Here is a 26284-nt window from a genome sequence, read left to right on the forward strand (position 1 = left end):
GATGGCGCAGGATCAAAATCGGGACCAGCCGCTGCGCATCCTGCACGTCGTCCGTGCCCCGGTCGGCGGCATCATCCGTCACATCCTCGACGTTGCCAATGGCCAGATCGAACGCGGCCATCACGTCGGCATCGTCGCCGACAGCCTGACCGGTGGCACGCGTGCCGACGCAGTGCTTGCCGAGATCGAGCCGCGCCTCAAGCTCGGCGTCCACCGGGTCGCGATACGCCGCGAGCCGCGCTTTGCCGATTTGATGGTCTGGGCACATATCGCCGGCCTGATCCGCAAGCTGAAACCCGACGTGGTGCACGGCCATGGCGCCAAGGCCGGTGCCTATGTCCGGCTGCGACGGCGGTCGAACAAGGTGATCCGGGTCTACACGCCGCATGGCGGCTCGCTGCACTACCCGCTCGACACCTGGAAGGGCCGCTTCTACAGCCAGCTCGAGCGCACGCTGATGAACAGCACCGACCTGTTCCTGTTCGAGAGCGCGTTTGCCCGCGACACCTATCAGCGCACCGTCGGCAAGCCCTCAGGCCTTGTGCGTTGCGTCTTCAACGGCGTCACGTCGGAGGAATTCGAACCGGTTGCCAAGGCCGACGATGCCAGCGATGTGGCCTATGTCGGCGAATTCCGGCGCATCAAGGGCGCCGACCTGCTGATCGAGGCGGTCGCCAGGCTGCGGGCCGGCGGCAAGCCGGTGACGCTGACGCTCGGCGGCGACGGCGAGGAGTTCGAACGGCTCAAGGAGCAGGTGAAGCGGCTCTCGCTCGGCGAGGCCGTTCGCTTCATCGGCCACGTCAAGGCGCGCTACGGCTTCTCGAAAGGCAGCCTGCTGGTCGTTCCGTCGCGCGGCGATTCGATGCCCTATGTGGTGATCGAGGCGGGCGCTGCGGGAATTCCGATGATCGCCGCCAATGTCGGCGGCATTCCGGAAATCTTCGATACCCACACCGACGCCTTGTTCGCGCCGAGCAATGTCGCCGCGATGGCCGACGCCATCAAGGCCGCGCTCGACAACCCGACGGCGACCGCGGCGCGGGCGCAAAAACTGCGCGAACGAATCTCCGAGCATTTCTCGCAGAGCGCCATGGTCGAAGGCGTGCTGGCCGGCTATCGCGACGCATTTGCCAAACGTTAACCATTTCTTGCGCCCGTAACCGTTTCTTCCGATTTGTCACCTTAAGTCACGTCCGGGGAATTTCGCTGCTGCGCGCGGATGACCATCTGCAAGCGCAGGAATGGACGTGGAGCCGTGGAACCGTTTAACGCTCGCTCGATGCTGGATGCCGCTGCGTCTGCGACGGCTGCCCAGCCGCAGGTCGAACGCCGCCGCCGCCTGTCGCCGGCCGCGCTCGCCGTCACCAATCAGAAGGTTGGCGGCGCCTACTCGCCTGTCGTGATCGCCGGCGTGGTTCGCCTCGCCGATTTCGTGCTGCTAAGCCTGGTCGGCATCGGGCTTTATCTCGCCTATGTGCGCCCGTTCGCCGGCGCGATCCATTGGGGATACATCGGCTCGATCCTCGGCATGTCGGCGGCGGCCGTGGTCTGCTTCCAGGCCGCCGACATCTACCAGGTGCAGATCTTCCGCAGCCAGCTCCGCCAGATGACGCGGATGATCTCGTCATGGGCCTTCGTGTTCCTGCTGTTCATCGGGATCTCCTTCCTCGTCAAGCTCGGCGGCGAAGTCTCGCGGGTCTGGCTGTCATCGTTCTTCTGCGTCGGCCTTGCTCTCCTGATCGCCGAGCGGCTGGCACTGCGCTCGATGGTCCGCGCCTGGGCGCATGACGGCCGGCTCGACCGCCGCACCATCATCGTCGGCGCCGATCAGAACGGCGAGAAGCTGATCGAGGCGCTGAATGCCGACGACGACACCGACATCCATGTGCTCGGCGTGTTCGACGACCGCAATGACGCCCGCGCGATGGAGACCTGCGCCGGCGCGCCGAAGCTCGGCAAGGTCGACGACATCGTCGAGTTCGCCCGCCGCACCCGCGTCGACCTCGTGCTGTTCGCGCTGCCGATCTCGGCCGAGACCCGCATCCTGGAGATGCTGAAGAAGCTCTGGGTGCTGCCGGTCGACATCCGCCTGTCGGCCCATACCAACAAGCTGCGTTTCCGCCCCCGCTCCTACTCCTATGTCGGCAAGGTGCCGACGCTCGACGTGTTCGAGGCGCCGATCACCGACTGGGACCTGGTGCTGAAATGGCTGTTCGACCGCGTGGTCGGCAGCCTGGCTTTGCTTGCGGCGCTCCCGGTGCTGGGACTGGTGGCGCTCGCGGTGAAGCTCGACAGCCCCGGCCCGGTGCTGTTCCGCCAGAAGCGCTTCGGCTTCAACAATGAGCGGATCGACGTCTACAAGTTCCGCTCGCTCTACCACCACCAGGCCGATCCGACCGCCTCCAAGGTCGTAACCAAGAACGACCCGCGCGTCACCCGCGTCGGCCGTTTCATCCGCAAGACCTCGCTCGACGAACTGCCGCAGCTGTTCAACGTCGTGCTGAAGGGCAATCTTTCGCTGGTCGGCCCGCGGCCGCACGCGGTGCAGAGCAAGCTGGAGAACCGCCTGTTCGACGAGGCGGTCGACGGCTACTTCGCTCGCCACCGTGTCAAGCCCGGCATCACCGGCTGGGCTCAGATCAACGGCTGGCGCGGCGAGGTCGACACCGACGAGAAGATCCAGAAGCGTGTCGAATACGACCTCTATTACATCGAGAACTGGTCGGTGCTGTTCGACCTCTACATCCTGCTCAAGACCCCGTTCTCGCTGATTACAAAGCACGAGAACGCGTACTGAGTTCGATTGCCGTCACTGACGCCCTCACCAAAGCGCGTCACTTTGTGTCTGTTGCGTTGCGTGAGTATCCGATGGCCTATGCGGCGATAGCCGGGACGTCCCAATCGTTGACATCGGCGCCGTCAGGCGTGCTGGCGCTGCAGCGGGCGCTGGTGTGGCTCGCCGGCGCGTCGATCGCCATCGTGTTCATCGAGCCGAGCCCGTATGAACTGGTCACGCTGACCGCCTGCGTGCTGTTCTTTGCCACGGGCCTGCGCATGCAGCTCGTGTTCATGCCACTGCTGTTCGCGCTGATCGTGCTCAATGTCGGCTACAGCATCGGCGCGGTGCCGTTCCTCGACAAGCCGGAGGTGGTGAACTGGGTCCTCACCTCCTGGTACATGGCCGTCACCGTCATCTTCTTCGCAATGGTGATGTCGGAGGACACCGAGGCGCGCCTCGACATGCTGCGCCGCGGCCTGATCGTCGGCGCGATGATCGCCTCGCTGGCGGGCATCGCCGGCTACTTCCATCTGGTGCCCGGCGGCTATGACCTCTTGACGCTGTATGATCGTGCCCGCGGCACCTTCAAGGATCCCAACGTGCTCGGCGCGTTCCTGATCCTGCCGGCGCTGTTCACGCTGCAAAGTGTAGTTTCCGACCGCTTCGGCAAGGCGTTCCGCAACGCCATCGCCTTCGGCATCATCTCGCTCGCGATCCTGCTGTCGTTCTCCCGCGCCGCCTGGGGTGGCCTGATTGTCACCGCGGCCTTCATGCTGGCGCTGATGGTGTTCACCAGCCGCTCGCAGGCGCAGCGCTCGCGCATCATCGTGATGACCTTGATCGCCGCGATCCTGGCGGTTGCGCTGATTGCGGTGCTGCTGTCGATCGGCACGGTCGCCGACATGTTCAAGCAGCGCGCAAGCTTCGACCAGAGCTACGACGAAGGCCGCTTCGGCCGGTTCGGCCGCCACATCCTCGGCGCCCAGATGGCGCTCGAACTGCCGTTCGGCATCGGGCCGCTGCAATTCCACACCTACTTCCCCGAGGACACCCACAACTCGTTCCTCAACGCCTTCATGTCGGGCGGCTGGATCTCGGGCATCTGCTATCCGGCGCTGGTGTTCGTCAGCGCGATCATCGGCTTCCGCTACATCTATTCGCGGGTGCCGTGGCAGCGCGACTATCTGGCGATCTTCTCGGCGTTCCTCGGCATCGCCGGCGAGAGCTTCATCATCGATACTGACCATTGGCGGCATTTCTGGATGATGCTGGGCACGATGTGGGGCATGTACGCGGCAACCGAGCGCGCCCGCGCGGCATCGATCGAGGTCAGCGACGAGACTTCGGCGGTAGCTTGAGTTCGGCGCGCTGCTCCGGCGGCGTGTCGATCACCGCTTTCAATGCTTCGGTCGCTTGCAGCACACCCTTGTAGCCGTCATTGGCGAAGCGCAGCAGCAGCCGCAACTCGTCGTCGGTGTAGCTGCTCCACAGCTTGTGCATCTCCTGCTGCATCGGCACGTAGAACTTGCCGATCTCCACCGCCTTTTCCTCCACCACCGAGATGAAGACCTTGCGGCGGTCGCTCTCGTCGCGCTCGCGGCGCACGTAACCCGCCTTTTCCAGGCGATCGACCACGCCGGTGATCGCGCCGGTCGTCAGCCCGGTGACTTCGGCGAGGCGCCCCGCGGTCACCCGCCCTTCGAGCTGGAGGATGTCCATGCATTCCATGTCGGAATTGGAAATTCCGGCCATGTTTGCAACGGCTTGGCCGTACATCACGCCCTGCGCGGATGACCGGCGCAACGCCTCCTCGAGTTCCTGCATCAGCGCTTTGCGCAACGTTGCACTTGACAATGCGACTCCCATATCTTACTGGCTTGATATCTTATCAACTAAGATAATTAGCAACTGATCTTTCCTACCCCACACGGATGCATGGAGCAAGGCATGACGAGACGTCCCCGTAAAGCTCTGATCATCGGCGCCGGCATCGCAGGTCCGGTCACCGCGATGTTCCTGACCCGCGCCGGTATCGAGGCCGAGCTCTATGAAGCCTGGCCCTACTCCACCGGCATCGGCGGCGGCCTGCAGATCGCACCCAACGGCATGCACGTGCTGGCGGAGCTCGGCCTCGCCGACGAGCTGATCCGCAACGGCTCGATCGCGGAATCCTTCGACTTCTATTCGCAGGGCGGCAAGAAGCTCGGCTCCCTCAACCAGAACATGCAGCAGCGCTTCGGCCAGCCTGCGGTGAACATGTGCCGCGCGACCCTGAACGAGACGCTGATCGACAAGGCCTGGGCTTCCAACGTCTCGGTATTCTTCGAGAAACGGCTGGTGAAAATCGAAGACCGCGGCGACCAGCCCGTGATCGCCTATTTCGCCGACGGCACCACCGCCGAGGGCGATTTCGTAATCGGTGCCGACGGCGTGCATTCGGCGGTGCGGCGTCACGTGATCCCTGACGGACCGACGCCGTTCGACACCGGGCTGATCGGCTTCGGCGGCTTCGTGCCGCGCGCCGTGATCGAACACCTGCCGATCGGCCAGCGCGTCGAGACGACGTTCGGACAGAGCGGCTTCTTCGGCTACGGGATGTGCAGCCCCGATCCGCAAGCCGGCGTGATGTGGTGGAGCACGCAGCCATCGCACGGCATGACCGCGGCGGCCTACCGGTCGCACAGCCAGCACGCCATCAGGCAGCACCTGCGCGAATTCCACGCCGGCTGGCACGCGCCGATCCCCGAGATCATCGAGGCCGCCGAGAACATCGTGGTCACCGACACGCTCGACGTCGCGACGCTGCCGACCTGGTCACGCAAGCGCACACTGTTGATCGGCGACGCCGCGCACGCCACCAGTCCGCATGCCGGTCAGGGCGCCTCGCTCGCGCTGGAAGACGCGCTGCGGCTCGGCATGCTGATGCGCGACGGCCAGGATCTCGGCCTGACGTTCCAGGCCTTCGAGCACGAGCGGCGCCCGCGCGCGGAGAAGATCGTGGCGATCGCGCGCCGCAACGGCAACAGCAAGCGCGAGTTTAGCCCGACCGGCGCCTGGCTGCGCGATCACATGCTGAAGCTGCTGCTGCCGGTGTCGTCCAAGGGCATGGACTTCATGTACGCGTACAATCCGCGGGCGGCGGCGTAGCGCGGCGGCTGTCATGCCCCGTAGCACCACTGTCATGCCCGGCGAAAGCGGGGCATCCAGTATTCCAGAGACGTCAATGCTTGAGCCGAGAAGCCGCGGCGTACTGGATCGCCCGGTCGAGTGCCGCGCGATGACAACGTTGGAAGTTGCGCGACTTACTTCTCGACCTCAAACGTCAGCCCGGCGTGATCGACCAGGCGCTTGATCAGCTTGCCCTGCATCGCCGCTCCCGGCGTCCAGAAGCCGGGCGCGACATCGGGCGTGTCGCGCAACAGGCAGATCGCGCATTCCGAGATCATCTTCGAGGTCGAGCCGTAGCCGGGATCGCGATCGCCCTTGATGCCGGCGCGGACCATGCGGCCGTCGGACGCGACCGCGAGATAAAGCAGATCGTAGCGGCCGTTCTCGCGCTCTTCCTTTGACGGCCCCTCGCCCGGCTTCGGCGCGCTGGGGCCGGTCTTCTCGGAATTCAGCGCCATCACCTTCTTTGCATTGGCCTCGCCCTTCTCGCCCGGGCCGGTCAGGACCATCTCGTCGTAAACGAAGTCGCGTCCGTACGGAAAGCCCATCAGCATGTTGGAGCGATGGACGTTGCGCGTGTTGATCAGCGCCATCATGAACGGCGCGGTCCACGAGTGCAGGTCGTCCTCATAGGCCGGCTTGCTGCCGCGCGGCTGCTTCGGGCCCTCGAAGCCCGGCGTCAGCGCGAACGGATTGTTGAGGATCGCGACCAAGCTCAGATCCTTCGCGACCGCATCGAAAGTCGCCTTGGCGCTCGCGGCGGTGCCGCCGGACAGCGTGCCGCGCATGTCGCGCACGCGGCCCTTGACACGCGCGGCCGGCGCGCCGAACACGCGCTTGGCTTCCTCCTGGACGAAGAACGTTCCGAGCTCGAACGGCACCGAGTCGAAGCCGCAGGAGAACACGATGCGCGCGCCGCTGGCCTTTGCCGCGGCCTCGTGCTTGTCGATCATCTGCCGCATCCAGACGGGCTCGCCGCAGAGGTCGAAATAGTCGGTGCCGCTTTCGACGCAGGCCGCGATCAGCTCGTTGCCGTAAAGCTGATACGGCCCGACCGTCGAAATGACAGACTTGGTCTGCGCCAGCATCGCCTTCAGCGATGCGGCATCGCCGGCGTCGGCAACGATCAGCGGCGTGTCGGCGGGCGCGCCGATCGCGTCACGCACCGAGGCGAGCTTGTCCTTGCTGCGCCCGGCCATCGCCCATTTCAGGCTGCCGTCGCGATAATGCGCGGCGAGATACTCGGCAACGAGCTGGCCGGTGAAGCCGGTCGCACCGTAGACGACGATGTCGAGTTTCGACGAGGACATGGGTCAGGCTCCCTGCGCAGCGAATTGGGCGCCCTTTTGTCATCGCGGACGCGGCGACGCAATCCAGTATTTCCTGCCGCTATTTCTTGCGGCTATTTCTTGTAGGACACCCCCATGCCGGCGCGGACGTCGGCCTGGATGCCATAGGGCGCGATCGGATAGCGCAGGCCGTTCTTGGCGAGCTGCTTCATGCCGGCGATCGCCTTCACCAGATGGGCCGGCGGCAGCGCCATCAGCATCTCCTCATCGGGCACACCGCCATAGCGACGCTCGGCGAAGCACGGCAGCGACAGGCTCGGCTCGCCGGTCTTCAACGCCCGCCCCCATGAGTCAGCACAAGCGGTCTCACCGACCACGCCCCACTCGAACTTCTTGTATCCCGTATATTGAAGCCCGTTGATCAGGATGATCATCTGGCCCGGCGTCGCGTAGACCAGGCAGATGTCGGGCGGATTGAGCCGGCCGCTGGTCAGCGGGCTCACCACCATCGCCTGATACTGCCCGTAAGGCACGACGTCGAGCGCCTCCTGGCGCTTGCGCGCGTCCTCGGCGGTGCCGTGCCAGACCCCGACATAGTTCTCGCCGGCGAGCCACTTCTCATCCTGCGGCGCGAGCCCGATCACCGCGCGACATTGCGCGCCGACCAGATCGTCGCCGGTGATGCCGACGGTCCAGCCGAGCCGCGAGGCCATGCTGACGATCTGGTCCGTGGTGTGCACCGCCGACGGGCGGCGGATCTTCGGGATCGCCTCCATCTCCTCGACCCGCGCGAACATCTTGATGCCGATGACCGTGGTCTTCAGCCGCAGCAGATTGTTCAGATCGGCGACGATCGCGGCGAGATCGAACTGTTCCGGCGGTGTCTGCTGTTGCATGCGTAAGCTCCCGTGATCGGCGGCTTGGCGCCGCCTGTTGTGTGGATGTTAGCCGGAATGCACAGGCGAAGCGACAGCCGCCTTGCGCTACCGCACGGCCGGTCCCGGCAGCAGATCGTCGGTCTTGCCGGCCAGATGATAGGCCACCAGCCCGATCCACTCCCGCGCGCCGAGATCGGTGCGCGACAGGCCCTCGATCGCAAGCGTCGCGAAACCAAAGACGTTGCCGACGCGCCAATCGACCGGATAGGCCTCGACATCGAATCCCGCCTTGCGGAACAGCCCGACCGAGCGCGGCATGTGATAGGCCGAGGTGACGAGCAGCCAGCGCTCGCCCGGCTTGGGATCGACCAGCTCCTTCGAGAACACAGCATTCTCCACCGTGTTGCGCGAGCGGCGCTCGATGGTCAGTCGCGATATGGGAATCCCGAGGCTCTCGAACATCTCGGCGGCATAGTCGGCCTCACGCGCATCATTCGAGATCAGGTTCGCGCTGCCGCCGGTGAACATGAGGCGCGCGTTCGGATATCTGCGCGCGAGCGCGGCAGCTGCGATGATGCGATCGGCCGCACTGCGCACGACAGGCGTGCCATGCGCCACCGACAGATCGGCATCGATCGAACCACCCAGCACAATGATGCCGTCGGGCGCGCCGCGCGAAGCGTCCCATGGCGGGAAGCGCTGCTCCAGCGTCGCGATCAGGACATTGCCGAGCGGCGAGAAGCCGCAGATCGCGAGCAGCAGCAGTGAGGCGACCGTCAACCTGCGGCCGAGGCGAACAAACCGCGTCGGCAACAGTGCGGCGCCGATCACGCCGATACCGATCAGGAAATTGATCGGCAGCAGCATGATGCCGAGCGTCTTGGACAGCACAAAAAACAAGGGAAGCCTCTGCGAAGTTCTGCTACAGCGTCATACGCTGCTGGGAAACCAATCAAAAGCCGTTACATGACCCATCATCACCTGAAATCCACACCCGAAACCTGTCATTGGGGCTTCTTTGAAGCCAAACTGAAGCCGGTCCTTAACGTCGCGAGCGGCGACGAGGTCACGATCGAGACCGTCAGCGGTGGTGCCGACGTGGTGCCCGACCGCAGCAAATTCCACGTCCCACCCGAGCTCGACGACATCCATGCGAAGAGCGAGCGGATGGTGCCCGGGCACATCCTGACCGGTCCGATCGCGGTGGCCGGCGCCGAGCCCGGCGACGTGCTCGAGGTCGATATCCTCGACGTCCAGCTTCGGCAGGATTGGGGCTACAATCTGATCAAGCCGCTGTCCGGCACGCTGCCGGACGACTTCCACGAGACCCGCGTCCTCAACATCCCGCTCGATCGTGCGCGGATGGTCGGCCGCATGCCCTGGGGGCTCGACCTGCCGCTGAAGCCGTTCTTCGGTGTGATGGGTGTCTCGCCGCCGCCGGCCTGGGGCCGCATCTCCTCGCTCATCCCGCGCGCGATGGGCGGCAATCTCGACAACAAGGAGCTAGGGGCCGGCGCCAAGCTCTATCTGCCCGTGTTCGTGCCGGGCGCGCTGTTCTCCTGCGGCGACGGCCATGGCGTGCAGGGCGACGGCGAGGTCTGCGTCACCGCGATCGAAACCGCTCTCACCGGCCGCTTCCGCCTCACCCTGCGCAAGGACCTCAAGCTCGCCTATCCGCGCGCCGAGACATCGGACCATTACATGACCATGGCGATGGATCCCGATCTCGACCAGTGCGTGGTGCGGGCGCTGCGCGACATGATCGTGCTGCTCGGCGAGAAGCGAAATCTGTCGCGCGAAGACGCCTACACGCTGTGCAGCCTGGCCGCCGACCTGCGGGTGACCCAGACGGTCAACGGCTCCAAGGGCATTCACTGCATGATCGCCAAATCGGTCGTCCACGGCTGACACGCGGTCGATAGCCGCACTTGTGTTCCGCGCGTGCGGCTCGATACAATCCCCCTCCCAACGAACAAGAATGGACGGGGACGGATATGCTGAAGGACAGGCTTTCGCCGGCCGACGAAGCTGCGCGCGACAAGGAGATGCGGGAGACGCTCGCCGCCTGCCCGCGGATCCTCGATCTCATCGCCCGCGGCCCGCAGGGCGCGCCGGACGCCGAAGCCGCGATCTATCTGCGCTCGCCGCTCGATCCCAACCCGGTCGTGATCTCGAACGATCAGCTGATGGGCTACGTCAAGGCGGCCGAAAACTACTTCCGCGCGGAGGGTATCGGCAAGAACGATGCGGTCGCGATCCTGCTGCCGGCATGTCCTGCGACCGTGGTCGCGATCTTCGGCGCAGCCGCCTGCGGCGTCGCCGAACCGCTCAACCTGCTGTTCACGCGGGAAGCGATCACGGCCCAGCTCAATGCGATCAACGCAAAATTGTTGCTGGCGCCGCCACCGGGAATGCCGGGCGGCCTGTATGAAAGGGTCGAGGGCCTGCAGCGCGAGGTGCCGTCGCTCCGGCGCATCGTGGTTGTGCCGCTCGACGGCAGTATCGCGTTCGACGGCGAGGTGCTGCGGCCGGATCCGGCCTGGCGCGACGACTACGGCAAGTCGAGGGACATGAGCGAGGCCGACCGCGTCGCAGTGATGCTGCCGACCGGCGGCACGACAGGCCATCCCAAGGTGGCGCGGCTGACCAATCGCGCGATGGTCGCCTCCACCGTCTCCTCGCGCATGGCGCTCGATTTCCACCGCGGCGAGCGTGCGATGATCACATTGCCGCTGTTCCATGTCGGCGGCTTGTTCTGCACGACCGCCAATTGCCTTGCCGCCGGCACGACGATGTTCATCCCGGGTCCCGCCGGGGCGCGCGATCCGGCGCTGATCACCCATTTCTGGAAAATCATCGAGACATACCGCGTCAACATCGCCGGCAACGTGCCGACCACGCTCGGCGCGCTCGCCGACATCCCGGTCGCCGACAGCGACATTTCGAGCCTGCGCGTCACCGCCACCGGCGCCTCGATCTGCCCGCCGGAGATCGAGCGGCGCTATCTCGCGACCTGGGGCGGCGACTGCATCCAGCAGCTCTACGGCATGACCGAGCTCGCCGGCGCCATCACTCACGACGTGCACGGCGTGAGGCCGCGCGCCGAGAGCGTCGGCACCCGCAATCCGTTGGTCGAGCTTGCGATCCTCGAGGGCGGCAAGCTTCACACCGGGCCGTGGCCCTCGCCGGTCGGCGAGCTCTTGACCCGGGGCCCGCAGGTGTTCGCCGGTTACGTCGACGAGAAGCAGACCGAAGAAGCATTCCGTGACGGCTGGCTGCGCACCGGCGACATCTGCCGGATCGATGCCGACGGCTTCGTCTACATCATGGGCCGCGCCAAGGACGTCATCATCCGCGGCGGCCACAACATCGATCCGCGTGCGATCGAGGACGCCGCGCTGGCGTTTCCGGGCGTGGCGCTGGCCGCGGCCGTCGGCCGTCCCGACAGCTATGCCGGCGAAGTGCCGATGCTGTTCGTCTCGGCCCAGCCCGGCGCGCAGATCGATCCGCAGGCGCTCGCCGCGTTCGTGCAGGACAACATCCTGGAGCCGCCCGCCCGTCCGCGCGTGGTGTCGGTGATTGCGGAGATGCCGGTCACGCCGGTCGGCAAGATCTTCAAGCCCAAGCTGCGCGAGATCGCCGCCGGCGAGGCCGCGCGCGAGCTGCTGGCGCGGGAAGGATTGTCCGACGAGGTCAGCGTCGAGGCCATCACCGACCCGTCCCGCGGGCTGTACCTCAGCGTGAGCGCGCCTGCGGACAAGGCCGAAACCGCCGAGCGGCTTCTGAAGACGTTCCCGGTCAAGGTCGAGCTACGCACCTAACTCATTCATATAGCTAAGTAATCTGATCGTGACGCCGTGCCGGAATCCGCCTCCGGCGCGGCTGTTCGCATTTTGCGACCGGCGCTTGACGAACTGCCTCATTTCTAAATAGACTCTAAATAGATACTTTTCAGTACAGGCGTTCAGGGTTAAGCGTTTTCTCATGGCTACGGAAAAGGCCGAAACCGACCGCGTCCCGGTCACACTGGCACTCTCGACCATTGGTTATCTCGAGAAGCTGGTGAGACAGGGCACCCACGGCACGAGCGTCCCGGGCGTTGCACGGACATTGATCGAGGAAGGCATTCGGCTCGCCATCAAGGACGGGTTGCTTGCAATCCGCGACAACGGACGCACGCCCTGACGGCGCACGCGTCCGCGCGGCGGTTCAACACAGAACGTGGAACCGTCAGATGATTGTCAACCAAGAGACCTGGACGCCAGAGCGCGTCGACCAACTCAAGATCTACTTTGAAGCCGGCCTCTCCTGCCGCGACATCGCCGTCAATATCGGCGTTAGCCGCAATGCTGTCATCGGCAAGCTGTCGCGGCTGAACCTGACGCGCACGACGCCGGAGGAACGCCGGGCACGGCGAAAGAAATCCGCCGTCCACGCCGCGCAACGGGCGACCGCGAAGCAGCAACTCCAGCTGCTTCAGGCGGTCTACGAGACGGAGCCCTACGATGCGCCTGTTGTCAGCGTCAACAACTGTTCGCTGTTCGAATTGAGCGAGCAGCGCTGCCGCTGGCCGATCAGCAGCCCGGGCGCCGATGATTTCTGCTTCTGCGGCAACACTCCGCTCGGCGGGATGCCCTATTGCCCAGGGCATTACCGCCTCGCCTATCAGTCCGGATCGCGCCAACGCGCGATGCGCGGTAGTTGATGGCAACAAGCAAGCGCTGCCCCCGTGATCCCCGCGCAAAGGCTTTGCCTTTTCGCGGGGGTGACGGGCCTCAGTCCAATCAGCCGACCTTCCAGCCGGTCGCCGCTACGAGGTCCTGATAAAACTCCGGCGTGTATGCCTGCTCCGGCGTCTTGCGCACGCGCTCGTCGAGCATATGCGCATCGTCGCCGACCAGGATACGCCAGCGATCGGCCTTGACGCCGTCGAGGATGATCTTGGCGGCGGCGGCCGCCGTGGTCGGCGCCTCGTCGTGGAAGATGCGGGCACGGTCGAGCGCGAGTTGCTGGATATCGGCATCCGACATCTTGGCGACGTCGATGCCCTGCCCTTGCAGACGCTGACGCGCCTGCTTGAGCTCGTCGGGATTGAGCTGATCTGAGCCGTTCTGTACCTTGCGCGAGTTCGACACGATCGAGGTGCCGATGTGACCGGGCATCACGACCGAGCATTTGACATGCGGCGCGTTGAGGCGGAGATCGTTGATCATCGCCTCCGTGAATCCCTTCACGGCGAATTTCGCGGCGCTGTAGGCGGTGTGGGAGACGCCGAGCCCGACCGAGGCCCAGAAGCCGTTGACGCTCGAGGTGTTGACGATGTGTGCCTCGTCGGCCTTCACCAGCAATGGCAGGAAGGTGCGGACACCGAGATAGACGCCGCCCCAGCAGATGTTGAAGGTGCGCTCCCACTGTTCGCGCGTGTTGGTGAACAGGCTGCCGCCGCCACCGATTCCGGCGTTGTTGAACAGCAGATGGATCTTGTCGGTCGCCTGCTGCTCGACCAGCTCGTCGCGGAAGCGCTTGTAGTGATCCTCGATCGAGACGTCGGCGACGTGGGTGGTGATACGCAGCCCCTGCGGCAGCTTCTCGACCTCGCAGAGCCGCTTGGTCTCCGCCATCGCCTCCATCGAGACGTCGCACATCGCGACATTGCATCCCTCTGCGACGAGTTGCCGTGCGAGCTCGCGTCCCATGCCCGTGCCGCCACCGGTGATGACGGCAATCTTTCCGGCAAAATCCTTCATGTGGGATCCGTTCCTTCCCTGCTTTTTCTTGGTTTCGGCTGGAGCGCGGATCGCAGTCCCAACCATCTGACGGAAACACTGTACATCACCGAATTATCGTCCAGCAACGGCGCGCGCCCCTCACGCGCAGTTGAGCCGTGCGGATCAGATTGAAGCAGAGGGGCGCGTCATGAAATCATTCCGCGTTGCGAACAATCTGACATCGACAAGCGGATACAATGATCGTGCATGTCGTGGCCCGATCGGTCGTGACAACGCTGATGACGATCGCTGTTGGACTATTGCGAAACGCGCGGCGTTGCGGTTGATCGGCTCAACTCGAGATCCTCCCGCGCTATTCGGCTGTTTCGATCCGCACCGGCGCGCGCCGCCGCAGCACAGCGGTGCCGGCGCTCACGGCCAGCTTGAGCAGGCCGCGCCACGAGAAGTCGATGACCACCTCATGGTGCCGCAATCCCTTGCCGCCCTTCACCAGCCCGAGATCCCGTATCAGGCAATAGTGGCCGCTGCTCATGCGCGCCAGGCGGCTGTTCTTAAAGCGTCCCATGAACGACGAGAATGCACTGCGGATCGATTCCGTCAAATCTTGACCGCACCGAATCAAAAACCTCCGGCAGGGCATTGCCGGAGGTTTGGGAGGCTTAGCATGACGCTAAGAGCCATCATTCAATGTGTTGGCTACTCCGTATATAGTTTAGTAGATCAGCTAAGTAAATAAGTTTGCGGCGAATGAATCGCATGGCTCGTCTTCGTTGTTCGCGTGGACAGAAATGACGCAGCCAAAGCCCTTTTGACGCGCTTTCTTCACGCGGACCGGTATCCACTTGCTTGAGAACGCTCTCGTCCATCGCGAGAGCTTTCACTCAAAGAAAAACCCCGGCAGTTGCCTGCCGGGGTTCTGTCAGATCCTGATCAGATCAACCGGTATTACCAGTTACGCTGAGCGCGGAAGAGCATCTGGACAGTGTCCTGATTCTTCAGCTCGTAGGTCGCGACCGGCTTGCCGATCGCACCAGCCGACGTGGTGATCGTGCCGGCATACTTCTGATCGAGATGGACGTAGGTCACGTCGGCCGAGAAGGTCAGGTTCTTGACCGGAGTCCAACGAGTGATCAGGCCGAGCTGACCGATGTTGTAGTCGGGGTTGCAGCTGGTCACACCAGCGCCGCCAGCGAAGGCAGCGCGGAACGTGCCACCGACGCCACCAACGCCGCAGATGAGCGACTTAGCCGTGTCGTTGTACATGACCGCAGCGTATGCACCGTACAAGCTGGTGTTCCAGTAGGGATCCCAGTTGTGGGTGTACGCACCGCGGAAGCCCCAGGTCTTGATCGACTGCTGCTGACCGCCGGGGCCGAACACCGTGTCGGGTGCCGTGCCGAAGCCAACGCTGCCGTAAGCGCCCGGCAGGTTTGAGCCGCCATAGATGACGGCCGAGCTGATGCCGCCGGCCAGATCCTGGATGTTGTAACGGGTCGCGCCGTCGGTGTAGACGCCCTGGATGTTGATGGTGTCACCAGGTCCGGTCGGGATGTTCTTGATCGACAGGGCCAGTGCACCAGCCCAGCCCCACTTGTCGTCGGGATGGCCGGTGACTTCGGTGGCGCCGTAGTAGGCTGCGTGGTTGTCATGGGCTGCGATCGACGCCTGGAAGATACCCCAGGCCTGGTCGACCTTGAGCGCAGCGATGAAGTCCGGCGTGATCGTGCCGGCATAGTCGCTCGCGCCGTACGCACCACCAGCACCGAGGTTGTTCACGCCAGCCTGCGTGTAGGCAACCTGATCCTGCGCCGACAGAGCGAGCGAGACGCCGTTGCCGAACTGCGCGGTGTAGGTGAACTGGTTGACGCCGTTGGTGGTGTTGATGCCACCGACGAGGGCGTCGTAGTTGTTGCCCGGATAGGCAGTCCAGGGCGCAGCGAACTGCGAGACGGACTTACCAATGGTGAAGCCGGCGAACTGGATGAAGGCGTAGTAGACGCCGACCGTACCAGCCGCAACCGCACCGGAGTTGGCGTTGTTCGGAGCGCTGACCGTCGCCGCGCCGGAACCGAGGCCCGAGTAGACGGTGCCGCCGGCGCCGTTGGCCGCGTAGCTGTCCGAGGTCCAGGTGAACACCGCATCGAAATAGGTGCGGACCACGCCGTACTCGGTCGCGGTGCGCGTATCGATGTTCAGGTCTTCACGCGAACGCCAGGTGTAGCCGTTGGTGAAACGGTTGTTGGCTCCGCTGGCGCCGTTGGTATTCGGACCGTACACGCCGTTGCCGTTGACCACGAGGTCAGCGCGGACGAAGCCGCCCAGCTTGATGCAGGTGTCGGTGCCGGGGATGTAGTAGAAGCCCGGACCATAAAGAGAGCAGACCTTCACGTACTCGACCGCTTTGGCCTTAACGGGAAGATCGGCCGCCTGTGCCCCGCCGACCGCGACCAGCGCGGCGGCCGAGCCCAGAATAAGGCTCTTCGCCAATGTCATATCAAACCTCCAAGTTGCTCATATGCGTAGAGTCCGGGTCGCGAGCGCCCCGTGATCCTCCCGCATTGTCCAAGACCGTTTTCCCCAAACCCCGCACCCGCAGATCAATCTCTGGGAGTGCGGCGGACTTGAACGATCACCGCAACGGGACGATCGAGATTCCCCTACCGCCGGGTTCAATATGCATGCGCGAGTTCGCCAATCAAAATAGTTTATAAAGTCAGGAATGCGAATGCGGCCACACTGTGTCTCGTCGGCAACGCTCGCCGTAAGCCCCTTGTATGTGTGGGCAAAATTGTCGCACCCAAAAAACCGAACCGTCACATACGCATCATAATTGCTTTACGTTCACTTGCGTTCCTGAGCGACTTACGAGAAAAAATACCGCGCCGACGCGGGAACAAAGAAATAAATCAGCACAAAGCTGAGTCGGCACCTAGGGAAGGGGAAGCTGTGTCAGTGACCAGGAAGGATTCGACGCGTCAGCGCGCCATCGAGCATCTCGACATCATCAAGCGCTTCACGCTCGAAATTTCATCCATCAATTCGCATCTTGAACGGGTCCGCCAACTCTGGGGCAAGGCGCTTGGCGTCAGCGGTCCGCAATGGATGATCCTGATGGCGATCTCGGATCTCGACAAGGATGTCGGCGTACCGATCAACGTGGTGTCGAAGCTGCTGCACGTCGATCCGTCGTTCGTGACCACGCAGTCAAAGTTGCTCGAGCAGAAGGAGTTGCTGCGTCGCGCGCCCTCCCCGGCCGATGCGCGCGTGGTCCGCCTGTCGCTGACCGACAAGACCCGCAAGCATCTGGCGGGCCTCGCCGAGCAGCACAAGGCGTTCAAGAAAACCGTGTTCGAGGAATTCAGCGAGCCCGAATTGGCCGAGTTCACGGCCAAGCTTGCGACGCTCACCAATCGCCTGGAAAAGGCGTGCCTGATCGCAGCGATGGATTTCGAGACCTGAGGCGGCGGGCCACGCTGGGCCGAAGGCAACGCCGGTTTGAGAACTCGAATGCTTTGAAAAATGGTCGGAGCGAGAGGATTTGAACCTCCGACCCCTAGTCTCCCAGACTAGTGCGCTAACCGGGCTGCGCCACGCTCCGATGCCGTTCCATTAGCTGCGATCCTGCGTTCGCGCAAGGCAAAGCAGGGCCTCGAAGGCAGCAATCCGGGCACCGGTTCCCGCCCGGGTTTCCTTGGATCAGCCGTCCTTCATCGCAGTATCGATCATCTGCCGGCAGGCAACCAGCTCCTGCAGCACGCGTTCGAGCCGCTCCCGATCCGCTGACGGAACGGAAGGCCGCACCGGCGGCGGCGCGGACGCCTTGCCCGGCTGGGCATGCGCCTTGTAGGTCGACAGGATCGGATCCTCGTCGGGATCGACGAATCGGTAGTCGATGCCCTTCTCGTCGCCGTCGCCCTCCTCGCCGTCGAAATCGAGGCCGTCGCTGCTCTCGACGTCGTCGGGCTCGGCCATGCTGTTGCCGACCGCCTCCTCGACCGCGCCGAAGGAGACCGCGGCGGCCTGGTCGGCGATGCCCTGCACCGACTTGATGCCATGTTCTTTCAGGATCCGCTGCACGCCGCGGATGGTATAGCCTTCGCCGTACAGCAGCCGGCGGATGCCCTTGAGCAGGTCGACGTCGTCGGGGCGATAGTAACGGCGTCCGCCGCTGCGCTTCATCGGCTTGATCTGCGCGAAGCGCGTTTCCCAGAACCTCAGCACATGCTGCGGGATATCGAGTTCGTCAGCGACCTCGCTGATGGTACGGAACGCATCCGGCGCCTTGTCCAAATGCCCGCTCCTCTTGGCTTCAACGCCAGTTAATCGGCCTTGCTGCCGTCGCCATTGGTGACGGCATGGCCATTGATCCGCTGCTTCAGGATCGCCGACGGCTTGAACACCATCACACGCCGCGGCGAGATCGGCACCTCGGTGCCGGTCTTTGGATTGCGGCCGATACGCTGGCCCTTCTTGCGCACCATGAAGGAGCCGAACGAGGACAACTTCACCGTCTCGCCCTTCTCAAGGCAATCGGTGATCTCCTTCAGCACCAACTCGACAAACGCCGACGATTCCGTGCGCGACAGACCTACCTTTTGGTAGACCGCTTCGCACAAATCGACGCGCGTCACTGTTTTTCCGGTTCCCGTCGTCATCGCCTGCCCCGCACTCTCGGCGAACAATTTCCTGACTGAAATTAAAAGCTTAGCGCGCGATGGTCAACAGCGACCAGCATGCACGCTGGAAAAGAACCTTACGAAATATCCGTACTTTTAAGCGAAGCACTCACCAGCGCACGAGCGCCGAGCCCCAGGTGAAGCCGCCGCCCATCGCCTCGAACAGCACAAGATCGCCCTTCTTGACGCGTCCGTCCTTCACGGCGACCGACAGCGCCAGCGGGATCGAGGCGGCCGAGGTGTTGCCGTGCTTGTCGACTGTCAAGACCACCTTCTGCGGCGCAATATGCAGCTTGTGGGCGGATGCGTCGATGATTCGCTTGTTGGCCTGGTGCGGAATGAACCAGGCGATGTCATCGGCGGTGAAGCCGGTGGCGTTGAACGCATCGACGATCACGTCGGTGATCATGCCGACGGCGTGCTTGAACACCTCGCGGCCCTCCATCCGGAGATAACCGACCGTCTTGGTCGAGCCGGGACCGCCATCGACGAACAGCTTCGACTTGTGGCGGCCATCCGAGCGCAGATGCGTCGTCAGTACGCCGGGATCGTCGGTCGTTCCTGAATGCGGCTGCGCTTCCAGCACGACCGCGCCGGCGCCATCGCCGAACAGCACGCAGGTGCCGCGGTCGCTCCAGTCGAGGATGCGCGAGAAGGTTTCGGCACCGATCACCAGCGCCCGCTTGTGATGGCCGGCGCGCAGGAAATTGTCGGCGGTGGTCAGCGCAAAGACGAAGCCGGAGCACACCGCCTGCAGATCGAACGCGACGCCATGGTTGATGCCGAGCGCATGCTGGACCGCGACCGCGGTCGCCGGGAACGTGTTGTCGGGCGTCGAGGTCGCCAGCACGATCAGGTCGATCGACTGGGCGTCGACCTTGGCATCGGCGAGCGCGGCCTGCGCCGCCTTGATCGCAAGATGCGAGGTAAACTCGTCATCGGCCGCGATGTGCCGCTCGCTGATGCCGGTGCGCTGCACGATCCAGTCATCGGACGTGTCGATTCGCTGAGCCAGTTCGGCATTGGTCAAAACCCGCTCCGGCAAATATGAGCCGCAGCCGAGCACTACCGAACGTATCGCAGTCACGAGACAGCCTCCTGCGCGGTCTGCGCCTGCACCAGGGCGCTGCCGTCGCGATTGAGCATCTGATTGATCTTGGTGAGGAGATCGTAGTGGGCCATCTCATAGCCAACATCGACCGCGTAGGCAAAGCCTTCTGCGTTGACGCCGCCATGGCTCTTGACCACCACGCCCTTCAGGCCGAGCAGTATGCTGCCGTTCGACTTGTTGGGGTCGAGCTTGTCGCGCAGCTTCTGGAACGCGCCGCGGGCGAGCAGATAGCCAATCCGCGCCAGCCAGCTCGACGACATGGCCTCGCGCAGCAGGGCGAACATCTGGCGCGCGGTTCCCTCGGCGGTCTTGAGCGCGATATTGCCGCAGAAGCCCTCCGACACGATCACGTCGGCGGCGCCCTTGCCGATGCCGTCGCCCTCGACAAATCCGATATAGTTGAATTGGGACGCGTTCATCGCCCGCAGCATGCCGGCGGCCTCGCGGATTTCCTCGTGGCCCTTGATCTCCTCGGACCCGATATTGAGCAGGCCGACAGTCGGCCGCTCCAGGTTGAACAGCACGCTCGCCATGGCGCTGCCCATCACCGCCAGCGTCGTCAGATGGTGGGCATCGCCGCCGATCGTGGCGCCGAGGTCGAGCACGACGGAATCGCCGCGCAAGGTCGGCCACACCGCGGCGAGCGCCGGGCGGTCGACGCCGGGCAGCGTCCGCAGGTTGATATTACCCATCGCCATCAGCGCACCGGTATTGCCGGCCGAGATCGCGACATCGGCCTCGCCGTGCTTGACGGCGTCGATCGCAAGCCACATCGAGGACGCCCTGCGGGTCCGCCGCAGCGCCTGGCTCGGCTTCTCGTCCCCCTTCACGGCGACGTCGGTGTGGATCACCTTGGATACCGCCTTCAGCGCGGGATGTCTGGCAAGCTCCGGCTCGATCTGGGCCTGGTCGCCGACCAGCAGGAATTCGCAGTCGGGGTGACGGCTCAATGAGATCGCGGCGCCGGGAATGACCACGGAAGCGCCGACATCGCCCCCCATGGCGTCAAGCGCTATTCGAACCTTATGAGGCATGAACGTCCCGGAAGCCTGCTCTCCCACAGCCCTTCAGACGAAGACCGCGAGCTTGAAGTCACCGCCGTCAACGGCGCCTGCCGAAACGCCAACTCGCGTCCCGGCCGGGCCGCGACAATAGCGTGTCCGCGGTCCGACACAACCTCTTGACCACGAACGAGGCAGTGGCCGAACCGTCACACGACGCATCAAGCTATATCAGAAATACATTGTATTTCAATGTATTGTGACAGTTATTTGAAGTGGCCACGGACACCGTTCGCGCAGCTCTGCAGCAAGCCATCCCCGCAAATGTGACGTCGGCCGCCTTTAGCTGCCCTTGGGCTTCTTGCCGTCAGGCTTCTCCTTCAGCGCCCTCAGCGCGGCGAACGGATGATTTTCCGGATCAGGCGCTTCAACCTCCTGTTCAAAAACCGCATCCACCTTGCGCGGATATGGGTCGATGCCGAGGAACAGCGCGTCGGTGGCGAGCCGGCCGATGTCGATGAAGCCCCCGACGATCGGCTCCGGCGGGTCCGGCGTCTCCTCGCCGCTCTCCTCGGCGTCGTCGACCAGGTCGGCCATCTCCGGGATCTGCTCGGGCGGCGCGAACACCACATCGATCGGCTCATCGATCTCGTTCTCGATCGGCTCGAGCGTCACCACGCAGGTCTGCCCGATGCGGGCCTGAACCCGGCCGGTGACGTGATAGCTGCCGTCGCGCTTGGGCTGCAGGTCAAACTCCGCCTGCGCCGAGATGACCTCCCGCAACTCCGCGACGTCGGCCATCGCCTTTCGCGCCGCCTCGTCGGCGGCGATCTCACGATGCAGGCCGGTGTCGGGGATCTGCGCAACGTTGACGAGGACGCGCCAGGGATCGCGATCGCGCTCGGGCCGCCCTGTGGTGCCGCCGCTCATGCCGCGCTCCCGGCCGCCTGCGGCGCGGGGAAGCGCCACGCTCCCTGGATCAGCGCCGCACGGTCCGCGCGCGCCAATCCGGCCATCGCCTCCCGGGCATAGGCGGCCAGTTCATGGGCTTTCTCGATATTCTGACCGTTGAGGATGTTCTTGCAGAACGACTCGGCCAGGGCCTCGTCGCGGTCGGTCAGCGCCAGATCATAGGCCGCGGTGCGACCGTAGAACGCTTCGCCGAACGCCTGCATCCGCTTCGGCACCGTGAGGTCGCCGACGCCCATTTCCCTGAGATTGTCGTCCATGTCGATGCAGAAGTGATCGAACAGGGCCTGTGACAGCTCCGCACCGCCATCGACGGATTTCAGTCGGCGCAACACCATCCACAGGTGCATCAGAAGCAGGTCAAAACGGCCATTAACCGTGTCCGGAACGCCCAAGTCACGGTAAAATAACGGTTCTCGCGCCTGCGTCACGATCATGCCATAGATGGTCTCAATGGTGCTCCGCGCGGGCACCCGGGGTCTTCTCAAGTGATTGAACGGCCAAAGCATGACGGGTTCCGGCTGCCGGCCCCCCAAAGGACACCTGTTGAGGGTTCGCCCGTTGGAGCTCGGCATGATTGCAATCCATTGAGCTGCCCGGTACGTCAATGCTCCGGCCGATGCAAGGGGACGGATCAGTTCCGCCGATGAACCACACTCTTTCACGACAGTCTCGCACGGCTTCCGCGCGCGGGTTCTTCATGCGCTTCCGCGCCCTCGCGGTCGTTGGCCTCGTCTGCGGCGCCGCGCTCGGCGGCTGTGCCGGTGAGCAATTCCAGAAGGGCTACATCCTGCCCGACGGAGCGCTCGAGCAGATTCCGATCGGCGCCAGCCAGGATCAGGTGCTGATCGTGCTCGGCACGCCGTCGACGGTCGCAACGCTGGACGGCGAGGTGTTCTATTACATCTCGCAACGGACCTCGCGCCCGGTCGCATTCATGAATCAGCGGGTGGTCGACCAGCGCGTCATCGCGGTCTATTTCGACAAGAACCGGCAAGTGCGCCGGCTCGCCAATTACGGCCTGAAGGACGGCAAGATCTTCGACTTCGTCAGCCGGACCACGCCGACGTCGGGCCAGGAAATGTCCTACCTCACACCGCTGTTCAAGCTGCTGAGCTTTAACTAGCGCGTAAGGAACTGCGCCAGTTTGTCGCTTGCCCAACGGGCAAGCGCTCCCCTAGGCTTGCTCGCAAACAAGAGCCTGAGCAGGGGGTAAGCGCGTGAGAGCCAAGAGATTTTCCCGTCGTACGGTATTGTCGGGCACGGCCGCATTGACGGCCGCATCGATCCTGCCGCGCGCGAGCCTGGGGGCCGGCGACTGGCGGCCGACCGAGACGGTCCGGATCATCGTGCCGGCCGCCGCCGGCGGATCGACCGACGTGATGGGCCGGCTACTCGCGGCGCATTTGCAGCCGCTCTGGGGCCAGTCGGTGGTCGTGGAGAATCGCTCGGGCGCCGGCGGCACCATCGGCACGGCGGAGGTTGCGCGCAGCAAGGGCGACGGCCATACCATCCTGATCGGCAATCCCGGTCCGAACGCGATCGCCTACGGCATCTTCCGCAACCTGACCTACAAGGCCGACCAGTTGCAGGCGGTCTCCAACATGATCCGGATCCCGAACATCGTCTCGGCGCATCCATCGACCGGCCTCAAGTCGATCCCCGAATTGATCGCCTATCTGAAGAAGCACCCGGACAAGCTGACTTACGGCTCGTCCGGCACCGGCCAGAGCCCCCACCTCACCGGCGCCTGGTTCCTGCAACTGACCGGGCTGAAGATGACGCATGTGCCGTTCCGCGGTGCCGGCCCGGCATTGCAGGCCGGGCTCGCCGGCGACATCCAGATCCTGTTCGACAATCTCTATCCGTCGCTGCCGCAGGTGCTGGACGGCAAGCTGAACGGGCTCTGCGTGACGACGGCCGACCGCAGCGACTCCGCGCCCAACCTGCCCGTCATGCGCGAGGGCGCGCCGGAGCTCGCCAAATTCGACGTCGCGTCCTGGTTCGGCGTATTCCTGCCGAAGACGGCACCCGCGCCCGTCGTCGACGAGCTGAACCGCCAGATCAAGGCGATGCTGGCGCGCGACGACGTCAGGAAGAACATCGCCGGCATGGGCGCCCGCGCCGACTACGGCACGCCGCAGCAATTCTCCGACTTCGTCGATGCCGAGACCAGGAAATTCGCCGCCATCATCGAGAAGGAAGGCTTGCAGATGGAGGTCAAGTGACGGCGCAGCCGTCATTTGGGCTCGCGGTGCGGCCGACGCTACGAGGACTTGTTGATCTTCTTCACCTTGGCGTCGGTGGCTTCAATCGACATCGCCAGTTCCATGATCGCCTTCGAGAGTAGCTCGATGGCCTCTGTCTGATCCTGCGATTTGGAGGCGCGAAGCGCATAGTTGCGGGCGGATGAGAGCGACATCGATTGTTCTCCGTGTTGTTCGCGTCTGGCTATTCCAACAAAAACCCCGCGGCTTTCGCCGCGGGGCTTTGGATTCGTTCGTGTCGCCGCTCAGTGCGCGAGGATCGCCAGCAGCAGCAGCGCCACGATGTTGGTGATCTTGATCATCGGGTTCACCGCCGGGCCCGCCGTGTCCTTGTAGGGATCGCCGACGGTGTCGCCGGTCACCGCGGACTTGTGGGCATCACTGCCCTTGCCGCCGTAGTGGCCGTCCTCGATGTACTTCTTGGCGTTGTCCCAGGCGCCGCCGCCCGAGGTCATCGAGATCGCCACGAAGAGACCGGTGACGATGACGCCGAGCAGCATGGCGCCGACCGCGGAGAACGCCGCCGACTTGCCGTCCGCGCCACCACCCGCGATGAAATAGATCAGGAAGTAGACCACGATCGGCGACAGCACCGGCAACAGCGAGGGGATGATCATCTCCTTGATCGCGGCCCGGGTCAGCAGGTCGACCGCCTTGCCGTAGTCCGGCTTGTCGGTGCCCTGCATGATGCCGGGCTTCTCGCGGAACTGACGCCGCACCTCCTCGACGATCGCGCCGGCGGCGCGGCCGACCGCGGTCATGCCCATCGCACCGAACAGATACGGCAGCAGGCCGCCGAACAGCAGGCCGACCACGACGTACGGATTGTTCAGGGAGAAGTCCGGATTGACGCCCTTGAAGTAGGCATGGGCGTTGGAGTCGCTGATAAAGAATTTGAGATCCTGGTTATAGGCCGCAAACAGCACCAGCGCACCGAGACCGGCGGAGCCGATCGCGTAGCCCTTGGTCACCGCCTTGGTGGTGTTGCCGACCGCGTCGAGCGCGTCGGTCGACTTGCGCACCTCCTTCGGCAGACCCGCCATTTCGGCGATGCCGCCGGCATTGTCGGTGACCGGGCCGAAGGCGTCGAGCGCGACGATCATGCCGGCCAGCGCCAGCATGGTGGCGGTCGCGATCGCGATACCGAACAGGCCGGCCAGGCTGTAGGTGACCAGGATGCCGGCGATGATGACGATCGCGGGCAGCGCGGTCGCCTCCATCGAGACGGCGAGGCCCTGGATCACGTTGGTGCCGTGACCGGTGACCGAGGCCGCCGCGATCGACTTCACCGGGCGGTAGTCAGTGCCGGTGTAGTATTCGGTGATCCAGATGATCAGGCCGGTGACCGCAAGACCGACCACGCCGCACCAGAACAGCGAAAGGCCGGTGTAGTCGACGCCGTCGAGCTTGCCGAAGCCGATCAGCCAGTTGATGACGGCGGCAACGCCGATCAGCGACAGGACGCCGGTGGCGATCAGGCCCTTGTAGAGGGCTCCCATGATCGACTGGCTGGCGCCGAGCTTGACGAAGAAGGTGCCGATGATCGAGGTGATGATGCAGATGCCGCCGATCGCGAGCGGCAGCGTCATCATGTTCACCAGGATCGGCGTCTTGGCGAAGAAGATCGCCGCGAGCACCATGGTGGCGACCGCGGTCACCGCATAGGTCTCGAACAGGTCCGCCGCCATGCCGGCGCAGTCGCCGACATTATCGCCGACGTTGTCGGCGATGGTGGCCGGGTTGCGCGGATCGTCTTCGGGGATGCCGGCCTCGACCTTGCCGACGAGGTCGCCGCCGACATCAGCACCCTTGGTGAAGATGCCGCCGCCGAGACGGGCAAAGATCGAGATCAGCGAGGCGCCGAAGCCGAGCGCCACCATGGCGTCGACCACGGTGCGGCTGCCGGCTTCGAGCCCAAGGAACTTGACCAGCACCATGAAGTAGATCGTGACGCCGAGCAGCGCGAGACCAGCGACCAGCAGGCCGGTGATCGCGCCCGCCTTGAAGGCGAGTTCGAGGCCGCCGGCGAGCGAGGTGGTCGCCGCCTGCGCGGTGCGGACGTTGGCACGCACCGAAACGTTCATGCCGATGAAGCCGGCCGCGCCCGACAGGATTGCACCGATCGCAAATCCGAGGGCCACCAGCAGGCCGAGGAAGTAGGCCAGCAGCACGAAGATCACGATACCGACCAAGCCGATCGTGGTGTACTGCCGCCGCAGATAGGCTTGTGCGCCCTCGCGCACCGCGCCCGCGATTTCCTGCATGCGGGCATTGCCCGCATCCGCGTTCAGGACCGACTGGGTCGCCCAGATCGCGTAGACGATGGAAAGCGCCCCGCAGAGCACAATCAACCATAAAGCTGTCATTGAATGTTGCCTCAGATCCTTGATGTAACCCCCGCGCCTATTTGTGCCGCT

Annotated in this window: 26 protein-coding genes and 1 tRNA gene; 11 read left to right on the top strand and 16 right to left on the bottom strand. The window is 64.3% G+C overall.

Translation table 11 applies throughout. From position 1 onward, the window contains the following. Position 1 precedes the first annotated feature (1 nt). From JQ507_18050 to JQ507_18060, 3 genes are all read left to right on the top strand, one after another. Positions 2-1141 carry a glycosyltransferase family 4 protein gene (locus JQ507_18050; GenBank protein QRI66925.1) on the top strand — a complete coding sequence of 380 codons (1140 nt, stop codon included), beginning with the start codon at positions 2-4 and terminating at the stop codon, positions 1139-1141. A gap of 114 nt (positions 1142-1255) precedes the next feature. Continuing rightward, positions 1256-2797: an undecaprenyl-phosphate glucose phosphotransferase gene (locus JQ507_18055; protein ID QRI66926.1), complete on the top strand. Its 1542-nt coding sequence runs from the start codon at positions 1256-1258 to the stop codon at positions 2795-2797. A gap of 71 nt (positions 2798-2868) precedes the next feature. Continuing rightward, positions 2869-4137, top strand: a complete 1269-nt coding sequence (locus tag JQ507_18060) for an O-antigen ligase domain-containing protein (protein QRI66927.1) — start codon at positions 2869-2871, stop codon at positions 4135-4137. Here the strand turns inward: JQ507_18060 and JQ507_18065 are convergent. Continuing rightward, positions 4109-4603 (bottom strand): MarR family transcriptional regulator, encoded by a 495-nt coding sequence (locus JQ507_18065; GenBank protein ID QRI73396.1) that lies wholly within the window; start codon positions 4601-4603, stop codon positions 4109-4111. The two genes, JQ507_18060 and JQ507_18065, sit on opposite strands and share 29 nt — an antisense overlap. Positions 4604-4726: 123 nt before the next feature. Here JQ507_18065 and JQ507_18070 point away from each other — a divergent pair, with 123 nt between their 5' ends. After that, positions 4727-5926 carry an FAD-dependent monooxygenase gene (locus tag JQ507_18070; protein QRI66928.1) on the top strand — a complete coding sequence of 400 codons (1200 nt, stop codon included), beginning with the start codon at positions 4727-4729 and terminating at the stop codon, positions 5924-5926. Between the two features lie 155 nt (positions 5927-6081). On the opposite strand, the gene JQ507_18075 is transcribed toward JQ507_18070, so the two are convergent. The 3 genes from JQ507_18075 to JQ507_18085 form a co-directional block, all read right to left on the bottom strand. Continuing rightward, entirely contained in the window at positions 6082-7257 is a 1176-nt protein-coding gene (locus JQ507_18075; GenBank protein QRI66929.1) for a saccharopine dehydrogenase NADP-binding domain-containing protein, read from the bottom strand. A gap of 92 nt (positions 7258-7349) precedes the next feature. Further along, on the bottom strand, positions 7350-8132 hold the full coding sequence (locus JQ507_18080) for a DUF169 domain-containing protein (GenBank protein QRI66930.1): 783 nt from the start codon (positions 8130-8132) through the stop codon (positions 7350-7352). An 87-nt stretch (positions 8133-8219) separates the two neighbouring features. After that, the gene (locus JQ507_18085; GenBank protein QRI66931.1) at positions 8220-9014 is read right to left on the bottom strand and encodes a YdcF family protein; all 795 of its coding nucleotides are present in this window, start codon (positions 9012-9014) and stop codon (positions 8220-8222) included. A 66-nt stretch (positions 9015-9080) separates the two neighbouring features. Between JQ507_18085 and JQ507_18090 the strand changes: the two genes are divergently transcribed. The 4 genes from JQ507_18090 to JQ507_18105 all read left to right on the top strand — a co-directional run bounded on the left by JQ507_18090 (position 9081) and on the right by JQ507_18105 (position 12819). Further along, positions 9081-10022, top strand: a complete 942-nt coding sequence (locus JQ507_18090; GenBank protein QRI66932.1) for an acetamidase/formamidase family protein — start codon at positions 9081-9083, stop codon at positions 10020-10022. Positions 10023-10108: 86 nt separating this feature from the next. Continuing rightward, on the top strand, positions 10109-11935 hold the full coding sequence (locus JQ507_18095) for an AMP-binding protein (protein QRI66933.1): 1827 nt from the start codon (positions 10109-10111) through the stop codon (positions 11933-11935). 163 nt (positions 11936-12098) lie between these two features. Next, a complete protein-coding gene (locus tag JQ507_18100) occupies positions 12099-12299 on the top strand; it encodes a hypothetical protein (protein ID QRI66934.1) in 201 nt (66 codons plus the stop codon). 49 nt (positions 12300-12348) lie between these two features. Further along, positions 12349-12819 carry a GcrA-like regulator gene (locus tag JQ507_18105; protein ID QRI73397.1) on the top strand — a complete coding sequence of 157 codons (471 nt, stop codon included), beginning with the start codon at positions 12349-12351 and terminating at the stop codon, positions 12817-12819. Between the two features lie 79 nt (positions 12820-12898). Here the strand turns inward: JQ507_18105 and JQ507_18110 are convergent, their stop codons facing one another. The 3 genes from JQ507_18110 to JQ507_18120 form a co-directional block, all read right to left on the bottom strand. After that, on the bottom strand, positions 12899-13861 hold the full coding sequence (locus JQ507_18110; protein ID QRI66935.1) for an SDR family NAD(P)-dependent oxidoreductase: 963 nt from the start codon (positions 13859-13861) through the stop codon (positions 12899-12901). Between the two features lie 334 nt (positions 13862-14195). Further along, entirely contained in the window at positions 14196-14375 is a 180-nt protein-coding gene (locus JQ507_18115; protein QRI73398.1) for a hypothetical protein, read from the bottom strand. Positions 14376-14788: 413 nt separating this feature from the next. Then, a complete protein-coding gene (locus JQ507_18120) occupies positions 14789-16336 on the bottom strand; it encodes a porin (protein ID QRI66936.1) in 1548 nt (515 codons plus the stop codon). A 453-nt stretch (positions 16337-16789) separates the two neighbouring features. Between JQ507_18120 and JQ507_18125 the strand changes: the two genes are divergently transcribed. After that, positions 16790-17302: a MarR family transcriptional regulator gene (locus tag JQ507_18125; GenBank protein ID QRI66937.1), complete on the top strand. Its 513-nt coding sequence runs from the start codon at positions 16790-16792 to the stop codon at positions 17300-17302. Between the two features lie 61 nt (positions 17303-17363). Here JQ507_18125 and JQ507_18130 read toward each other — a convergent pair. The 7 genes from JQ507_18130 to JQ507_18160 form a co-directional block, all read right to left on the bottom strand. Then, a tRNA-Pro gene (locus tag JQ507_18130) sits at positions 17364-17441 on the bottom strand. 98 nt (positions 17442-17539) lie between these two features. Further along, positions 17540-18133, bottom strand: coding sequence for a MerR family transcriptional regulator (locus JQ507_18135; GenBank protein ID QRI66938.1), 594 nt, complete (start codon positions 18131-18133; stop codon positions 17540-17542). A 29-nt stretch (positions 18134-18162) separates the two neighbouring features. Further along, positions 18163-18498, bottom strand: coding sequence for an integration host factor subunit alpha (locus tag JQ507_18140; GenBank protein QRI66939.1), 336 nt, complete (start codon positions 18496-18498; stop codon positions 18163-18165). Between the two features lie 130 nt (positions 18499-18628). Further along, a complete protein-coding gene (locus JQ507_18145; GenBank protein ID QRI66940.1) occupies positions 18629-19606 on the bottom strand; it encodes a ketoacyl-ACP synthase III in 978 nt (325 codons plus the stop codon). Then, positions 19603-20664 (bottom strand): phosphate acyltransferase PlsX, encoded by a 1062-nt coding sequence (gene plsX / locus JQ507_18150; GenBank protein QRI66941.1) that lies wholly within the window; start codon positions 20662-20664, stop codon positions 19603-19605. Before plsX ends, JQ507_18145 begins: the two co-directional genes overlap by 4 nt. Positions 20665-20973: 309 nt before the next feature. Next, positions 20974-21561 carry a DUF177 domain-containing protein gene (locus JQ507_18155; GenBank protein QRI66942.1) on the bottom strand — a complete coding sequence of 196 codons (588 nt, stop codon included), beginning with the start codon at positions 21559-21561 and terminating at the stop codon, positions 20974-20976. Continuing rightward, positions 21558-22109: a ubiquinol-cytochrome C chaperone family protein gene (locus tag JQ507_18160; protein ID QRI66943.1), complete on the bottom strand. Its 552-nt coding sequence runs from the start codon at positions 22107-22109 to the stop codon at positions 21558-21560. The genes JQ507_18155 and JQ507_18160 overlap by 4 nt, the downstream gene beginning before the upstream one ends. Positions 22110-22246: 137 nt before the next feature. On the opposite strand from JQ507_18160, the gene JQ507_18165 reads away from it, so the two are divergent. Both JQ507_18165 and JQ507_18170 read left to right on the top strand, forming a co-directional pair. Beyond that, a complete protein-coding gene (locus tag JQ507_18165) occupies positions 22247-22726 on the top strand; it encodes an outer membrane protein assembly factor BamE (GenBank protein QRI66944.1) in 480 nt (159 codons plus the stop codon). A 94-nt stretch (positions 22727-22820) separates the two neighbouring features. Further along, positions 22821-23828, top strand: a complete 1008-nt coding sequence (locus JQ507_18170) for a tripartite tricarboxylate transporter substrate binding protein (protein ID QRI66945.1) — start codon at positions 22821-22823, stop codon at positions 23826-23828. 38 nt (positions 23829-23866) lie between these two features. Here JQ507_18170 and JQ507_18175 read toward each other — a convergent pair whose 3' ends face one another. Continuing rightward, positions 23867-24022 (bottom strand): hypothetical protein, encoded by a 156-nt coding sequence (locus tag JQ507_18175; protein ID QRI66946.1) that lies wholly within the window; start codon positions 24020-24022, stop codon positions 23867-23869. Between the two features lie 90 nt (positions 24023-24112). Further along, positions 24113-26233, bottom strand: a complete 2121-nt coding sequence (locus JQ507_18180; GenBank protein ID QRI66947.1) for a sodium-translocating pyrophosphatase — start codon at positions 26231-26233, stop codon at positions 24113-24115. Between the last annotated feature and the right edge of the window lie 51 nt (positions 26234-26284).

The organism is Bradyrhizobium sp. PSBB068, assembly GCA_016839165.1.
Taxonomy (GTDB): Bacteria; Pseudomonadota; Alphaproteobacteria; order Rhizobiales; family Xanthobacteraceae; genus Bradyrhizobium.

What these genes read in the sequence shown, in the direction of transcription:
- JQ507_18050 (QRI66925.1), top strand. Translation starts at nt 2, where the DNA reads ATGGCGCAGGATCAAAATCGGGACCAGCCGCTGCGCATCCTGCACGTC.
- JQ507_18140 (QRI66939.1), bottom strand. Translation starts at nt 18,498, where the DNA reads ATGACGACGGGAACCGGAAAAACAGTGACGCGCGTCGATTTGTGCGAA.
- JQ507_18165 (QRI66944.1), top strand. Translation starts at nt 22,247, where the DNA reads ATGAACCACACTCTTTCACGACAGTCTCGCACGGCTTCCGCGCGCGGG.
- JQ507_18100 (QRI66934.1), top strand. Translation starts at nt 12,099, where the DNA reads ATGGCTACGGAAAAGGCCGAAACCGACCGCGTCCCGGTCACACTGGCA.
- JQ507_18095 (QRI66933.1), top strand. Translation starts at nt 10,109, where the DNA reads ATGCTGAAGGACAGGCTTTCGCCGGCCGACGAAGCTGCGCGCGACAAG.
- JQ507_18110 (QRI66935.1), bottom strand. Translation starts at nt 13,861, where the DNA reads ATGAAGGATTTTGCCGGAAAGATTGCCGTCATCACCGGTGGCGGCACG.
- JQ507_18120 (QRI66936.1), bottom strand. Translation starts at nt 16,336, where the DNA reads ATGACATTGGCGAAGAGCCTTATTCTGGGCTCGGCCGCCGCGCTGGTC.
- JQ507_18160 (QRI66943.1), bottom strand. Translation starts at nt 22,109, where the DNA reads ATGCTTTGGCCGTTCAATCACTTGAGAAGACCCCGGGTGCCCGCGCGG.
- JQ507_18175 (QRI66946.1), bottom strand. Translation starts at nt 24,022, where the DNA reads ATGTCGCTCTCATCCGCCCGCAACTATGCGCTTCGCGCCTCCAAATCG.
- JQ507_18155 (QRI66942.1), bottom strand. Translation starts at nt 21,561, where the DNA reads ATGAGCGGCGGCACCACAGGGCGGCCCGAGCGCGATCGCGATCCCTGG.
- JQ507_18080 (QRI66930.1), bottom strand. Translation starts at nt 8,132, where the DNA reads ATGCAACAGCAGACACCGCCGGAACAGTTCGATCTCGCCGCGATCGTC.
- JQ507_18090 (QRI66932.1), top strand. Translation starts at nt 9,081, where the DNA reads ATGACCCATCATCACCTGAAATCCACACCCGAAACCTGTCATTGGGGC.
- JQ507_18115 (QRI73398.1), bottom strand. Translation starts at nt 14,375, where the DNA reads ATGAGCAGCGGCCACTATTGCCTGATACGGGATCTCGGGCTGGTGAAG.
- JQ507_18070 (QRI66928.1), top strand. Translation starts at nt 4,727, where the DNA reads ATGACGAGACGTCCCCGTAAAGCTCTGATCATCGGCGCCGGCATCGCA.
- JQ507_18065 (QRI73396.1), bottom strand. Translation starts at nt 4,603, where the DNA reads ATGCAGGAACTCGAGGAGGCGTTGCGCCGGTCATCCGCGCAGGGCGTG.
- plsX (QRI66941.1), bottom strand. Translation starts at nt 20,664, where the DNA reads ATGCCTCATAAGGTTCGAATAGCGCTTGACGCCATGGGGGGCGATGTC.
- JQ507_18075 (QRI66929.1), bottom strand. Translation starts at nt 7,257, where the DNA reads ATGTCCTCGTCGAAACTCGACATCGTCGTCTACGGTGCGACCGGCTTC.
- JQ507_18060 (QRI66927.1), top strand. Translation starts at nt 2,869, where the DNA reads ATGGCCTATGCGGCGATAGCCGGGACGTCCCAATCGTTGACATCGGCG.
- JQ507_18105 (QRI73397.1), top strand. Translation starts at nt 12,349, where the DNA reads ATGATTGTCAACCAAGAGACCTGGACGCCAGAGCGCGTCGACCAACTC.
- JQ507_18180 (QRI66947.1), bottom strand. Translation starts at nt 26,233, where the DNA reads ATGACAGCTTTATGGTTGATTGTGCTCTGCGGGGCGCTTTCCATCGTC.